The sequence below is a fragment of the Polymorphospora sp. NPDC050346 genome, from assembly GCF_040655695.1.
In the GTDB taxonomy this organism is placed as follows: domain Bacteria; phylum Actinomycetota; class Actinomycetes; order Mycobacteriales; family Micromonosporaceae; genus Polymorphospora; species Polymorphospora lycopeni.
This window is the reverse complement of sequence record NZ_JBFAKM010000002.1, coordinates 205,601-219,301: the sequence shown is the minus strand read 5'-3', so window position 1 is coordinate 219,301 and position 13,701 is coordinate 205,601. Positions and strand designations below refer to the sequence as shown.

General features: G+C 72.6%; 11 protein-coding genes. 7 read left to right on the top strand and 4 right to left on the bottom strand.

Going from position 1 to position 13,701, the window contains the following annotated elements; genetic code table 11:
• Positions 1-216: 216 nt before the first annotated feature.
• The gene (locus AB0I42_RS03540; protein ID WP_357533816.1) at positions 217-1,644 is read right to left on the bottom strand and encodes a UDP-glucose/GDP-mannose dehydrogenase family protein; all 1,428 of its coding nucleotides are present in this window, start codon (positions 1,642-1,644) and stop codon (positions 217-219) included.
• 302 nt (positions 1,645-1,946) lie between these two features.
• On the opposite strand from AB0I42_RS03540, the gene AB0I42_RS03535 reads away from it, so the two are divergent.
• Positions 1,947-3,110 (top strand): acyl-CoA dehydrogenase family protein, encoded by a 1,164-nt coding sequence (locus AB0I42_RS03535; protein WP_357533814.1) that lies wholly within the window; start codon positions 1,947-1,949, stop codon positions 3,108-3,110.
• A 69-nt stretch (positions 3,111-3,179) separates the two neighbouring features.
• On the opposite strand, the gene AB0I42_RS03530 is transcribed toward AB0I42_RS03535, so the two are convergent.
• Together AB0I42_RS03530 and AB0I42_RS03525 are read right to left on the bottom strand one after the other, a co-directional pair.
• Positions 3,180-4,376, bottom strand: a complete 1,197-nt coding sequence (locus tag AB0I42_RS03530; RefSeq protein WP_357533812.1) for a hypothetical protein — start codon at positions 4,374-4,376, stop codon at positions 3,180-3,182.
• Positions 4,377-4,483: 107 nt separating this feature from the next.
• Positions 4,484-5,098, bottom strand: coding sequence for a hypothetical protein (locus AB0I42_RS03525; RefSeq protein WP_357533811.1), 615 nt, complete (start codon positions 5,096-5,098; stop codon positions 4,484-4,486).
• Between the two features lie 133 nt (positions 5,099-5,231).
• On the opposite strand from AB0I42_RS03525, the gene AB0I42_RS03520 reads away from it, so the two are divergent.
• The 3 genes from AB0I42_RS03520 (at position 5,232) to AB0I42_RS03510 (ending at position 9,091) form a co-directional block, all read left to right on the top strand.
• On the top strand, positions 5,232-6,545 hold the full coding sequence (locus tag AB0I42_RS03520; RefSeq protein ID WP_357533809.1) for an acyltransferase: 1,314 nt from the start codon (positions 5,232-5,234) through the stop codon (positions 6,543-6,545).
• Positions 6,546-6,695: 150 nt separating this feature from the next.
• A complete protein-coding gene (locus tag AB0I42_RS03515; RefSeq protein ID WP_357533808.1) occupies positions 6,696-8,666 on the top strand; it encodes an acetoacetate--CoA ligase in 1,971 nt (656 codons plus the stop codon).
• Positions 8,667-8,734: 68 nt separating this feature from the next.
• The gene (locus AB0I42_RS03510; protein ID WP_357533806.1) at positions 8,735-9,091 is read left to right on the top strand and encodes a hypothetical protein; all 357 of its coding nucleotides are present in this window, start codon (positions 8,735-8,737) and stop codon (positions 9,089-9,091) included.
• A 19-nt stretch (positions 9,092-9,110) separates the two neighbouring features.
• Here the strand turns inward: AB0I42_RS03510 and AB0I42_RS03505 are convergent, their stop codons facing one another.
• Positions 9,111-9,803 (bottom strand): TIGR03089 family protein, encoded by a 693-nt coding sequence (locus AB0I42_RS03505; protein ID WP_357533804.1) that lies wholly within the window; start codon positions 9,801-9,803, stop codon positions 9,111-9,113.
• 249 nt (positions 9,804-10,052) lie between these two features.
• On the opposite strand from AB0I42_RS03505, the gene AB0I42_RS03500 reads away from it, so the two are divergent.
• The 3 genes from AB0I42_RS03500 to AB0I42_RS03490 all read left to right on the top strand — a co-directional run bounded on the left by AB0I42_RS03500 (position 10,053) and on the right by AB0I42_RS03490 (position 13,701).
• Positions 10,053-11,210, top strand: a complete 1,158-nt coding sequence (locus tag AB0I42_RS03500) for a glycosyltransferase family 1 protein (RefSeq protein WP_357533803.1) — start codon at positions 10,053-10,055, stop codon at positions 11,208-11,210.
• A gap of 103 nt (positions 11,211-11,313) precedes the next feature.
• Complete coding sequence (locus tag AB0I42_RS03495; RefSeq protein WP_357533802.1) at positions 11,314-12,414, top strand: mannose-1-phosphate guanylyltransferase; 1,101 nt, start codon at positions 11,314-11,316, stop codon at positions 12,412-12,414.
• 276 nt (positions 12,415-12,690) lie between these two features.
• Complete coding sequence (locus AB0I42_RS03490; RefSeq protein ID WP_357533801.1) at positions 12,691-13,701, top strand: winged helix-turn-helix domain-containing protein; 1,011 nt, start codon at positions 12,691-12,693, stop codon at positions 13,699-13,701.

Here is a 13,701-nt window from a genome sequence, read left to right as displayed (position 1 = left end):
GACCGTCGGCCACGGTCGGCCAGGCCCTGTTACCCCGGCACCGCGCTGCACTGTGGACTCTCCACCCACGAAGCATGCCCAACCCGGGTCAGGGTTGAACAGTCCTTACGGGCGTGTCCGCGCATCTTCTCGATCGGCGCTCGCCGCCCGGCGAACGAAAACGCCGGCCACAGCCCACACGGGGCCATGGCCGGCGCCACGGTTTCGGAACGTCGATCAGGGGCGACCCATGCCCCGGTAATCCCAACCGGCGCCGGTCCAGAGCGTGGAGTCGAGGCAGTTCCGGCCGTCGATCACCCGGCGGCCGCCGACGATCTCGCCGAGCGCGACCGGGTCGGCGTTGCGGAAGTCGGCCCACTCGGTGAGGACGCAGACCAGGTCGGAGTCCTGCACGGCGGCGTTCATCGAGGTCTCGTAGCTGAGATCCGGCAGCGTCCGGCGGGCGTTCTCGTTGCCCTCCGGGTCGTAGAGGTGCACGTCGGCGCCGGCCTTCGCGAGCATCGCGGCGACGGCCAGCGACGGCGCGTCGCGTACGTCGTCGGTGTTCGGCTTGAAGGTGGCGCCGAGCACGGCGATCCGGGTGCCGGACAGGTCCGGTCCGGCCGGGCCGACGCGCCGGTCGAGCAGTTCGGCGGCGAGCGTCAGCACCCGGGTGCGGCGCCGCAGGTTGATCAGGTCGACCTCGTGCAGGAAGCGCAGCGCCTCGCCGGCACCCAGCTCCTGGGCGCGGGCCTGGAAGGCCCGGATGTCCTTGGGCAGGCAGGCGCCGCCGAAGCCGAGGCCGGCCTGGAGGAAGCGGTTGCCGATCCGCGGGTCGTAACCGATCGCCCGGGAGAGTTGGGTCACGTCGCCGCCGGCGACCTCGCACACCTCGGCCATCGCGTTGATGAACGAGATCTTGGTGGCCAGGAACGCGTTGGCCGCGACCTTGACCAGTTCGGCGGTGGCGAAGTCGGTGACCACCAGCGGGACCTCGCGGTCCTCGGTGGCGGCGAGGTCGAAGACGCCCTTGTGCGCGGCGTAGAGCATGCCGTTGGCCCAGTCGCTCTTCACGCCGACGACGATGCGGTTGGGCCGCAGCACGTCCTCGACGGCGAAGCCCTCCTGCAGGAACTCGGGGCTCCAGGCCACCTCGATGCCGAGGTCTGCGGGGGAGTGCTTGCCGACGAGCTGCTCGACCCACTCGGCGGTGCCGACCGGGACGGTGGACTTGCCGACGATCAGCGCCTTGCGGGACAGGTGCGGTGCGAGGCCGGTGACGGCGGTCTCGACGTAAGACAGGTCGGCGCCCATCCCGTCGGCCCGCTGCGGGGTCCCGACACAGATGAAGTGCACGTCGCCGAACTCGGCCGTCTCCTGGTAGGAGGTGCTGAACCGCAGCCGGCCGGCGGCCAGGTTACGGCGCAGCAGCTCGTCCAGGCCGGGCTCGTGGAACGGCACCGAACCGGCGGCCAGCTTGGCGATCTTGGCCTCGTCGACGTCGAAGCCGATCACCTCGTAGCCCAGCTCCGCGAAGCAGATGGCGTAGGTCGCACCCAGGTAACCGGTGCCAAGGAAGGTCAGCCGCGGGCGCGATGCGCCGGACGGTGGGGAGACCGCGGGGATGGCCGGCATGGGCTGGCTACTCGGGTACGGGATCGTCACGCGTGGATTCTCCGCTCGCACAGGGCGGCGCTTGTTGCGTCGCAGTCGGGGGGCGCCGAATCGGCGCTGTCTCGGACATCTTGTGTTGTATGTCTCAATGGCTGTCTCGTCCGCGCGATCCAGCCTCGGGACCCGCGTGAACCGGCGTCGGCCGCGAGGTGGCGCAGGCGACCATAGTGGCTCAGCCTACGCGGCGGTAGGGGTTGCCGTGAGCATGGTCGGTATCCTCACATGCGCGTGGCAGCCCACACGTGAGCAGGACGCTACAGATACGTTCCGCGGGGGCCAAGGGGAGGGCCAGAATGACGACAGAGGCGCTGTTCGACGCATACCGGCTTCCGGAAGAGCACTCCGACATCCGGGCGGCCGTCAGGGCGGTCTGCGATGCCAAGGTGGCCCCGAACGCCGCGCACGCCGACGAGACCGGCGAGTTTCCGACCGGGTCGTACGACGCCCTGCGCGCCGCCGACTTCCACGCCCCGCACATCCCGGTCGAGTACGGCGGCGCCGGCGCCGACGCGCTGGCCACCGCCATCGTGATCGAGGAGGTCGCCCGGGCCTGCGCGTCGTCCTCGCTGATCCCGGCGGTCAACAAGCTGGGCACCATGCCGCTGCTGCTGGCCGGCTCCGAAGACCTCAAGCGGCGCTTCCTGACGCCGGTCGCCGGTGGCGAGGCGATGTTCTCGTACTGCCTGTCCGAGCCGGACGCGGGCAGCGACGCCGCCTCGATGTCGACCCGGGCGGAGCGTGACGGAGAACACTACGTCCTGAACGGCGTGAAGCGGTGGATCACCAACGCCGGGGTCTCCGAGTACTACACGGTCTTCGCGGTGACCGATCCGGCCGCCCGTTCCCGGGGCATCTCCGCGTTCGTGGTCGCCAAGTCCGACCCGGGAGTCACCTTCGGCGCACCGGAGAAGAAGCTGGGGATCAAGGGCTCACCGACCCGCGAGGTCTACCTCGACAACGTACGCATCCCCGCCGACCGCATGATCGGCGCGCCCGGCACCGGCTTCGCCACCGCCATGCAGACCCTCGACCACACCCGGGTCACCATCGCGGCCCAGGCCGTCGGCATCGCTCAGGGCGCGCTCGACTACGCCAAGGGCTACGTCAAGGAGCGCCACCAGTTCGGCAAGCCGATCGCCGACTTCCAGGGCATCCAGTTCATGCTCGCCGACATGGGCATGAAACTGGAGGCGGCCCGCCAGCTCACGTACGCCGCCGCCGGCCGGTCCGAGCGCGGCGACGCCGACCTGACCTACTTCGGCGCGGCCGCGAAGTGCTTCGCCTCGGACGCCGCCATGGAGATCACCACCGATGCGGTGCAACTGCTCGGCGGGTACGGCTACACCCGGGACTACCCGCTGGAGCGCATGATGCGCGACGCGAAGATCACCCAGATCTACGAGGGCACCAACCAGGTGCAGCGGATCGTGATGGCGCGGCAGTTGCTGCAGGGCTGACCGACCGGCGCCGGTCCGGCCGGCTCAGTTCGTCCGGCCGGCTCGGTCCGTCCGGCCGGCGGCGGTTCGTCACAGGCGCCGGGTCACGTCCGGATCGACCGGCGGCGCGGTCGGCGTCGAATGGCCGGGCGGCGGGTAGGCCGCCGGCGGCGGCGGTGTGTCGCGCAGCCGGGCGGTCACCTCGTCGATCCGCTCCGTCGCCTCGTCGATCCGTTCGGTGGCCCTGATCCGTTCGGTGACCTCGTCGGTCATGGCCGGCCGGGCCGGAGCGGGTTCGCCGGTCGTCGGCGTGGCGACCGTGGGGTGCTCGTCGCCGGGCGGGCGAAGGACCGTGGTGGCCTCGCCGTCGGCGGCGGACGCGGGCGCACGGAACGGGACCGCGACGGCGGCGGTGTCCGGCTCGGGCGACGGCGTGCCCGGCGCCATGGTGGCCTCGGCGTCAGGCTGCGCCGGTTTCCGCAGGTCGGAGGTTGGCTGATCGGGCGCCACGAATGCCGGGACCGCCGGCGGCGACAGGCGGGCGGTGGCGTCGGTGTCCAGTTCACGCCCCGCCGGCCGGAGCGGCGGGAGCCCGGCCGGGGCCGGCACCCCGGAAGTCGGTGCGGCGTTGGCCGGGGCGGGTACTGCGGACGCCGGCTCGGTGCCGGCCGGGGCCGACCGTCCGGCGTCTCCGGCAGCCGGTGCGAACCTGGCGGGCGGTGACGGGAACCCGGCGGGTGCCGGGGTGAAGCCGGCGGCCGGCCCGGTCCGCGGCGCGAACCCGGGGGCACCCGAGGTGGGGCTCGGCGGCAGATGGACGGTCGCGTCGCCGGGCGCCGGGTGCGGCGGGGCGTACGACCCGGGCGGTGGCGGGGCGGAAACCGCCGGTACCCGATCCTGGCCGCGCCAGCGGCGTGGGCTGAGCCCGGTGGCGAGCAGCGGTACGGCCAGCACCGCCGCGAGGCCGCCGGCCGGTGACGCCAGCGCGAGGTCGAGGCCGAACAGGTCGTCCGGCAGCACGCGACGCAGCGCCGGGAGGTCGGCGGTGGCCCAGGCGGTCATCGCGAGCAGCAGCAGTCCGGCCAGGATCGGCCCGGCCGGAGAGGACCGGGGGAGCAGCAGCAGCGCGAGCAGTCCACCGGCACCGAGCAGGGCGAGGAGACCGAGGAACACCTCCGGCCCGGGGTCCGCTCCGGCCCGGGCGTACGCGGTCAGCCCGATCGCGGTCAGCACCCAGGTGAGCGGGGTGACGAGCAGGGCCAGGGCCAGCGATCCGATGTGGCGCATCCGACCTCCTACGGGTTGCCGCCATCGGCACCGTACTCCGGTCGGGCAAGGCCGTTGATCATCCGCGCGGCCCCCGCCGGGCCGGCGATCGGGGCTCTGACCTGGCCCTACGGCGAGCCCGACTGGGGGGCCGGAGGGGGTGGTGGCGGGTCGTACGGGTAACCGAGGCTCGGCGGGCGGGCCTCCTGGTCGGGCGGCCCGGTCGGCCAGTCGAGCGTCGGGTCGTCGTAGCTCCGCTCGCCGTAGCCGGGTTGCGGCGGATAGTTGGCCGGCGGCGGCGGGGGCAGCACCACCGGCCGCGGCCAGCGCCGCCACCGCTTCGCGCTGAACGTCGCCATCACGAGCAGGCCGCCGAGGAAGAAGAGCGTGCCGTTCTCGAGCGGCTGGCGCAGGTCGACCGGGTCGCCGAAGAGTCGCCAGTCGGCGGGTACGGCGTCGCGCACCGCGAACGGGTCGGCGAACAGCGCCGCGTACGGGAAGAGCAGCAACAGGCCGGCGAGGAGTGGCCCGAGCGGTGAGATCCGCAACGTGGCGACCAGGCCGAGGACGATCCCGCCGGCGCCCAGGTAGACCGCCGGTTGGAGGAGGTCGGCCCCGTTGAACCGGTCCGCCTCGAACCAGGCCGAGACGGTACGGCTGGAACCACGCTGGCCGAGCGCGACGAGCACCCAGGCCAGGGGTGCGGCAACCGCCCCGGCGAGCAGGCTCAGGATATGTCGCATTCACGCACCGTATCCGCCGCGTGCCACCCGTAGGACCAGGTGACGGCGCTGTCGAGGGGCGAAATCACCCGCGATCGACTAGTGTAAATAACCTGAAGAGTACGGACATATACCGATCGGTTAGGGTCGCCAGGTGTCCAGTCCCTCCCCAACGTACCTCGCCAATGATGGACAAAAGGGTCGTCTTGCCAGCCTGGACGGCCTGCGGTTCGTTGCCGCCCTCATGGTGGTTCTCTTCCACTTCGTGGCGACCGGCCGTGACGCCTGGGGAGAGGACCCGCGTCCCCTCTTCCCGGTGCTGCACCTGATCGCCTCGTACGGCTGGCTCGGCGTCGAACTGTTCTTCGTGATCAGCGGCTTCGTCATCTGCATGAGCGCCTGGGGCAGGTCACTCGGCGACTTCTTCGTCTCCCGGGCCAGCCGGCTCTACCCGGCGTACTGGCTGGCGGTGATCGTCACCACCGTCGCGCTGCGCCTGTTCGAGTCGCCGGAGCCGGTCCCGTCGATCCGGGCCGCGCTGCTCAATCTGACCATGCTCCAGGACGCCGTACGGGCGCCGCGGGTCGACGGCGTCTACTGGACGCTCTGGATCGAGCTCTGCTTCTACCTGCTCTTCGCGCTGGTTGTGTGGCGTGGCCTGACCTACCGCCGGGTGGTGGCGTTCTGCCTGCTGTGGACGGTCGCCTCGGTCTTCGCCCTGTACGCCGACAACCCGGTCGTCAACCTCTTCCTCAACCCCCGCTACTCCAGCTACTTCATCGGTGGCGTCGCCATCTACCTGATGACCCGGTTCGGGCAGAACCTGCTCCTGTGGGGCATCGTCGGGGTGTCCCTGCTCCGGGCGCAGTACGACATCACCGAGCAGATCAACGCGATGGGCGGCTTCGCCGGCCAGGGGCTGTCGTGGCCGGTGGTGGCCGCTCTGATCACGGCGTTCTTCCTGGTCGTGGCCGCGATCGGGCTCGGCTGGCTGCCCGCCGTCCGGTGGCGCTGGCTGACGCTCGCCGGGGCGCTGACGTATCCGCTCTACCTGACCCACAAGCTCGGCCTGATGGCGATCGTGCAGTGGCGGGACAGCGTCGACCAGTGGGTGCTGCTCGGCGCGACGACGGCCGGCACACTGGTCGTCGCGTGGCTGGTGTACCGCCTCGTCGAACGTCCCCTGATGCCGCTGCTGCGCCGGCTGCTCAAGAAGTCGTTCGCCGACCTGCGCGCGCCGACCGACCGGGCCCCGGCCGTCGCCACCCCGGCCGCCGGCCCGCCGAACCGCACCGCGCCGGTCGCCGTCGACCCGGACCGCGGCGCCGCGGGCACCGGCGAGCAGCGCATGGTCACCGTGGCCGGCCGCCCGGCCGGCACGCGGACCGTACCCGAGCAGAGTTGGCCGCCGCGGGAACGGGGCCCACGCCCGGCGGCGGCCGGCGCGGACCGGCGTCGCGACCCCTGATCATGGCCGCCGCCGACATGGTCGGCGGCCAACTGTGTGGAGCGCCCACGCGTCGCCGCCCGCCCGACGGCCAGACAATGACCGTCCGGGGTAGGGCAGGATGTCGGCACGGGTCGGCACACCGCCGTGCCGCCGGGGAGGAGGGCGACGGTGCAGGGCGAGATCCTCTGGACGCCGCGGGCCGATGTGCGCGAACACACACGTATCGGCGACTACCTGAGGTGGCTCGGGGAGCGACGCGGCCTCGACTTCGCCGACTACGACGAGCTGTGGCGCTGGTCGGTCACCGACATCGACGCCTTCTGGCGGTCGATCTGGGACTACTTCGAGGTGATCGCGCACACCGCGCCGACCGCCACCGTCGAGCATCCCGCGATGCCCGGCACCCGCTGGTTCCCCGGCGCCACCCTCAACTACGCCGAACACGTGCTGCGGATGCCGGGCCTCGCCGACGACGACCCGGTGGTCGTGGCGCACAGCCAGACCCGGGCACCGGTCACCCTGACCGCCGCGCAACTGCGCGATCGGGTCCGGCGGGTCCGCGCCGGCCTGCGCCGGCTGGGGGTCGGCCCCGGCGACCGGGTCGCGGCGTACGCGCCGAACATCCCGGAGACCTTCGTGCTGATGCTCGCCACCGCGAGCCTCGGCGCGATCTTCTCCTCGTGCGCGCCGGAGTTCGGCACCCGCAGCGTCACCGACCGGTGGCAGCAGATCGAGCCGACGGTGCTGGTGGCCGTCGACGGCTACCGCTACGGCGAGAAGCCCATCGACCGGCGGGCCGAGGTCGCCGCGATCCGGGCGGCGCTGCCGTCGGTCGTACACACGGTGTTGCTGGGGTACCTGGACCCGGCCGCGACCGGCGACGGGACGCTGACCTGGTCGGACCTTGCCGCCGACACCGACGAGCCGCTGGCCTTCGAGCCGGTGCCGTTCGACCACCCGCTCTACGTGCTGTACTCGTCGGGCACCACCGGGCTGCCCAAGCCGATCGTGCACGGACACGGCGGCATCCTGCTCGAGCACCTGAAGATGCTCGCCCTGCACCACGACCTCGGCCCGGGAGACCGGTTCCTCTGGTTCTCCACCACCGGCTGGATGATGTGGAACTTCCTGGTCAGTGGCCCGGCGGTCGGTGCGGCCATCGTGCTGTTCGACGGCAATCCGGCCCACCCCGGGCTCGACGCGCTGTGGCGGCTCGCCGAGGAGACCGGCACCACCTACTTCGGCACCTCCGCGCCGTTCCTGCTGGCCTGCCGCAAGGCCGGGCTGGTGCCGTCGGAGGTCGCCGACCTGCGGGCGCTGCGCGGCCTCGGCTCGACCGGGGCGCCGCTGCCGGCGGAGGGGTTCCGCTGGGTCTACGAGACGGTCAACCCCGACCTGCAACTCCAGTCGCTGTCCGGCGGCACCGACGTCTGCACCGGCTTCGTCGGCGGGGTCGCGCTGCTGCCGGTGCACGCCGGCGAGATCGCCTGCCGCTGTCTGGGGGCGAAGGTCGAGGCCCGGTCGGCCGACGGCACCCCGGTCGTCGGCGAACTGGGCGAGCTGGTGATCACCGCCCCGATGCCGAGCATGCCGGTCGGGTTCTGGGGCGACACCGACGGGCGGCGCTACCGGGAGGCGTACTTCGACGTCTATCCCGGCGTGTGGCGGCACGGCGACTGGATCACCGTCAGCGAACGGGGCACCTGCGTCATCACCGGTCGCTCCGACGCGACCCTCAACCGGGGCGGGGTACGCCTGGGCACCGCCGAGTTCTATTCGGTGGTGGAGGGGCTCGACGAGGTCGCCGACTCGGTGGTCGTGCACCTGGAGGACGACGAGGGCGGCGCGGGCGAACTGCTGCTGTTCGTGGTGCTCCAGGGCGGTCGTGAGCTGGACGACGAGCTGCGCCGCCGGATCTGCCGGGAGCTGCGTACCGCGCTGTCGCCGCGGCACGTGCCGGACGAGATCTACCAGGTGGGCGCGGTGCCGCGCACCCTGTCGGCGAAGAAGCTGGAGGTGCCGGTCAAGAAGATCCTCACCGGCACCCCGGTCGAGTCGGCGGCGGCGAAGGGGGCACTGGCGAATCCGGAGTCGTTGACCGCCTTCGAACGGTTCGCCAAGGAGCGGAACGCCGGCTGACCCATCGGCCGACGGAGACCAGCCGGTCGTGTGGCAACGCGCCGACGGGACCGTGCGTCTTCATCTTCGTGGGCATCTACCTGCGGCTGACCATCACCGACACGCTCGGCACGCGTGTCGGTGGCCACCATTCGTTCAGCCCGCACGCGCGGGTCACCCGGACCTTCTGGTACCGGGTGCCCGGCGAGTGGGTGGCCGGCGGGGTGCTCTGCCCGCGTCGGCGGGACCAGCTCGTCGACCGCCTCTACGAGCCCGGCTGGCGCGACGGCGGCCCGGGCGGCAGCGCGTACGTGATCCTGGATCTCCAGGACAAGGTGCTCAGCGCCGAGGAGGTCCTGGGCCGGCCGTGGCTCGGTGACCGGGCCGGCTTCTTCGTGTGTGCCGAGGACGGTTCGCTGCGCGAGGTCGTCCCGGCCGAGCTGTGACCTGAGGGCCGGCGGCGGGTCAGGCCAGCGTGACCGTGACCCGTTCGGCGGCGACCCGGCCGGGCAGCCGGTCCGGGTCCAGCCGGCCGCACAGGACGGTGCTGGCGCCGGCCGCCAGCGGGGCGAGCAGCCAGTCCAGCGGGTCGGGGTGCCGGGCGGCGTCGAAGAGCACCCGGTCGCCGGCCGACAGCCCCAGTTCCGCCGCCCTGGCCACCGCGCGCACCGCCAGGTCCGCGCCCTGCCCGTCCCGTCGTGGGTACGGCGTGAAGTGGTCGCCGTGGGCCCGTACCTCGACCACGTAGTCGACCCAGCCGGCCGGCACCTCGCGCAGCGGCATCGCCATCGGGGCCAGCGACAGCGCGAAGCGGTCACCGGACGGCCAGGCGGCCGCCTCGTCGACCCGATCCGCGGCGGCGAAGAGCACGTCGACCGGGGCGGGCCCGTCGAATGCCACCGACACGCCGGCGGACCAGCAGCCGAGCAGCACCGCGGCGGTCTGCCAGTGGGGCGGGAGCAGGGCGGCGGCGGTGTCCCCCGGGGCCAGCCCGGCCGAGTCGACGAGCAGGTTGGCGGTCTTGGCCACCCAGTTCGCCAGCGTGGCGCCGGACAGTTCGGTGCGGTCGCCGGTCGCGTCGTCGTACCAGGTCAGCAGCGGGCGGGTGGGGTCGGCCGCGACGGTCGCGGCGAACCGGCCGGCAATGTCGTCGTTCATCGCGGGCGACGATACCCATCGTGGTCGTGCCGACGGTGGCAGGCCCGGCGGTGGCCCGCAAGTTAACAGGTTGGGAAAGGCCATCCTCGATCGCGTTGCCGTCGTCGGGTCCGCGCGGGCGCGGCGTAGGCTGGTGCGCGAGTGTCGTATGCCACACGGTTCGGCACCTGGCATAGCCGTATCGGCATGAGATGTGCCGAAGTGGCGAAATGCCCCATACAGGCCAACGCACAGTCGAGGAGTTGCCCAGTGACCGCCGGTCGCCCGCCCCGCGTTCTAGTCGACGCCACCAGCGTCCCCGCCGACCGTGGCGGCGTCGGGAGATACGTGGACGGGCTGCTCGGCGCCCTCGGGCAGGCGGGCGGACCAGCGGTCGAACTGGTCGTGATGAGCCTGCGCACCGACCACGAGCGCTACCGCCGGATGCTGCCCACGGCCGAGGTGATCGCCGCCCCGGCCGCCGTCGCGCACCGGCCCGCGCGGCTCGCCTGGGAGCAGACCGGGCTGCCCCTGCTCGCCCAGCAGGTCGGCGCCGACGTGCTGCACTCGCCGTTCTACACCTGTCCGCTGCGGGCGGGTTGTCCGGTCACGGTGACCGTGCACGACGCGACCTTCTTCACCGAGCCCGAGCACTACGACAAATCGCGGCGGACCTTCTTCCGCAGCGCGATCAAGACCTCGCTGCGCCGCGCCGACCGGGTGATCGTGCCCAGCAAGGCGACCCGCGACGAGTTGATCCGGCTGCTCGACGCCGACCCCACCCGCATCGACGTCGCCTACCACGGCGTCGACCACGCCGCGTTCCACGCCCCGACCGAGGAGGAGAAGGCGCGGGTCCGGGCCCGGCTCGGGCTCGGCGGCTCGGGCTACGTCGCCTTCCTCGGTGCCAAGGAGCCCCGCAAGAACGTGCCCAACCTGATCCGTGGCTGGGTACGGGCCGTGCACGACCTGCCCAACCCGCCCGCCCTCGTCGTCGCCGGTGGCCAGGGGCACGACGACGACATCGACCGGGCCGCCGCCGACGTACCCGGCCACCTGCGCCTGCTGCGTCCCGGCTACCTGCGCTACGCCGACCTGCCCGGCTTCCTCGGCGGTGCGCTCGTCGCCGCCTACCCGTCGTACGGGGAGGGGTTCGGCCTGCCGATCCTGGAGGCGATGGCCTGCGCCGCGCCCGTACTGACCACGCCGCGGCTCTCGCTGCCCGAGGTCGGCGGTGACGCGGTCGCGTACACCAGCGAGGACCCGGACCAGATCGCGATCGACCTCGCGGCGCTGCTCGACGACGAGTCACGCCGGCTGACCCTGGCCAAGGCCGGCTTCGACCGCGCCAAGGAATTCACCTGGCAGTCCAGCGCGGAGGTACACGTCGCCGCCTGGAGCCGGGCGTCCCGGGGACGTACGGACTGACCCGCACCGTCGCGAGGGGACGACAGACCGCCGGACGACACTCCATCACGCAGGGTGAACCCCGGTATGCGTGAGAAAGGTAGCCGTTCGGCATGATGTCCTGATGTTCTTCGCCGTGATCCCGGCAGGCGGCAGCGGCACCCGCCTCTGGCCGTTGTCCCGCGCCGGTCATCCCAAGTTCCTCCACCCGCTGACCGGCACGTCGTCGTCGCTGCTACAGGCGACGGTCGAACGGCTCGGCCCGCTGACCACGCCCGACCACACCATCGTGGTCACCGGCGCCGCGCACGTGGCCGCCGTCGCCCGGCAACTGGTCGAGGTTCCGGAGGAGAACATTCTCGTCGAGCCGACGCCGCGTGACTCCTGCGCGGCGATCGCGCTGGCCGCCGCCGTCGTCGCCGAACGTGAACCGGACGCCCTGATGGGCTCGTTCGCCGCCGACCACCTGATCGGCGATCCGCAGCGCTGGGTCGAGACGGTGCGCCGGGCGATCACCGGCGCGCAGCAGGGCCTGCTGATGACGATCGGCATCAAGCCGACGCGGGCCGAGACCGGCTACGGCTACCTCCAGTTCGGCGATCCGATCGGCGACGGCCCGGTGCACCGGGTCGAGGAGTTCAAGGAGAAGCCGCCCGCCGCCGTGGCCGAGACCTATCTTCGCTCCGGCCACCACCTGTGGAACGCCAGCATGTTCGTCTGGCGCACCGACGTCTTCCTCGCCGAACTCGCCCGCCAGCAGCCCGAGCTGCACGCCGGCCTGACCCGCATCGCCCGGGTCTGGCACAGCCGCGAGCGCGAAGAGGTGCTTCACGAGGTGTGGCCGACCCTGCCGAAGATCTCGGTCGACTACGCCGTCATGGAGGGTGCCGCGGCGGCCGGCCGGGTCGGCACCGTACCGGGCGACTTCGGCTGGAACGACGTCGGCGACTTCCACACCCTGGGTGAGGTGATTCCCGGCGACGCGGCGGGCAACGTGGTCGTGGCCGGCGAGTCCACCGAGACGAAGCCGGTCGTGCTGCTGCACGAGACCGAGGGGCTCGTGGTCGTGCCGCAGTCCGGCCGCCTCGTGGCCGCGCTGGGCGTACGCGACCTGGTCGTGGTCGACACCCCCGACGCCCTCATGATCTGCCCACGGGACCGGGCCCAGGATGTGAAGAAGCTTGTCGACACGCTGAAGCAGCGCGGCGACGAGAGGTTTGTCTGAGGCGGCGGCCGGGCTCGGCCGGGAAACCGCCGGCCGGGCTTCCGGGTGCGGACATGGACGTGCGCCCGGACGCCACCTCTGCGGAGCAAGGGCCGCAGACCCTCGTGGTGGACGTCCGGGCGGCTCGCACCCTCCCCGGCCCAGGTCAAGAGCATGACGGCCGGGCCGCCGGACCGTCGAGGTCTTTCAGTCTGAGCCGAAAGACGCAGGTCATAGGCAGTCGGTAGAGTGCGAGCCGATGCCCGCCGCCCCCGAGGTCGGGCACCCGGTGGGAGCGTGCCCGTGCTGCGGATCCACTTCTCCGGCGACGACATCGCCCGGACCCGGGTCGCGCCCGCCGCCGACCCGCTCTGGGAGCTGATCCTGAGCGTCCACCTGTTCCAGACCCGGACCCGCGACCCGGTCGTCGCCGGGTGGCGCGGCGAGGTCGCCCGGGCCCTGCGCCAGGAGGCGCGGGGCACGTTCCAGTTGCTGTTCGCGCTCAACCCGCCGCGTGGCTACTTCCCCGACTTCCTCACCCCGTACGCGAGTGCGGGCGGGATCGAGGCCGGCCTCGACGCGATCCGCTCGACTCCCGTCGCCCAACTCGACCGGGACCTGAACCGGCTCGCCGCCGAGGGCGAACTGCCGCCCGGTACGGCCGGCGTGGCCGGTGGCGACACCGACGCCCTGCACCACCTGATCGCCACGATGCGGCGCTACGACGGGCTGGCCGTCACGCCGTACCGGGCCCGGGTCCAGACCGCCGTCGAGGCCGACCGCGCCCGCCGGGCCCGGGCCCTGCTCGACGGCGGGGCGGAGGGGCTACTGGCCAGCTACCGGCCGACGATGCGCTGGGAGGGCGGGGTGCTGGAGGTGCCCGACTATCCCGCCGACCGCGACCTGCACCTCAACGGCAGGGGACTGTTGCTGGTGCCGTCGTTCTTCTGCGCCCGTACCCCGGTGGGGTTGCTCGACCCCGACCTGCCGCCGGTCCTGGTCTATCCGGTCGACCGTCTCGGCGGGATCCTGCCCGGTTCCGGCGAGGGCGGTACGGTCCCCGGGCGGCCGGACGGACGGGGGGCGTTGGGCGCCCTGCTCGGACACACCCGGGCGGCGGTGCTGGCGGCGGTGCACGACGGCTGCTCGACCGGTGAGGTGGCCCGCCGGCTGGGCATCTCACCGGCCGCGGCGAGCCAGCACGCGAGCGTGCTGCGCGAGGCCGGCCTGCTGGTCAGCCACCGCGACCGCAACACCGTCCTGCACACCCTCACCCCGCTCGGCCGGGCCATCCTGAACGGCCACTGA

Excerpts from the sequence above, each read along its gene's own strand:
- AB0I42_RS03535 (WP_357533814.1), top strand. The coding sequence starts at position 1,947 with ATGACGACAGAGGCGCTGTTCGACGCATACCGGCTTCCGGAAGAGCAC.
- AB0I42_RS03530 (WP_357533812.1), bottom strand. The coding sequence starts at position 4,376 with ATGCGCCACATCGGATCGCTGGCCCTGGCCCTGCTCGTCACCCCGCTC.
- AB0I42_RS03525 (WP_357533811.1), bottom strand. The coding sequence starts at position 5,098 with ATGCGACATATCCTGAGCCTGCTCGCCGGGGCGGTTGCCGCACCCCTG.
- AB0I42_RS03505 (WP_357533804.1), bottom strand. The coding sequence starts at position 9,803 with ATGAACGACGACATTGCCGGCCGGTTCGCCGCGACCGTCGCGGCCGAC.
- AB0I42_RS03495 (WP_357533802.1), top strand. The coding sequence starts at position 11,314 with ATGTTCTTCGCCGTGATCCCGGCAGGCGGCAGCGGCACCCGCCTCTGG.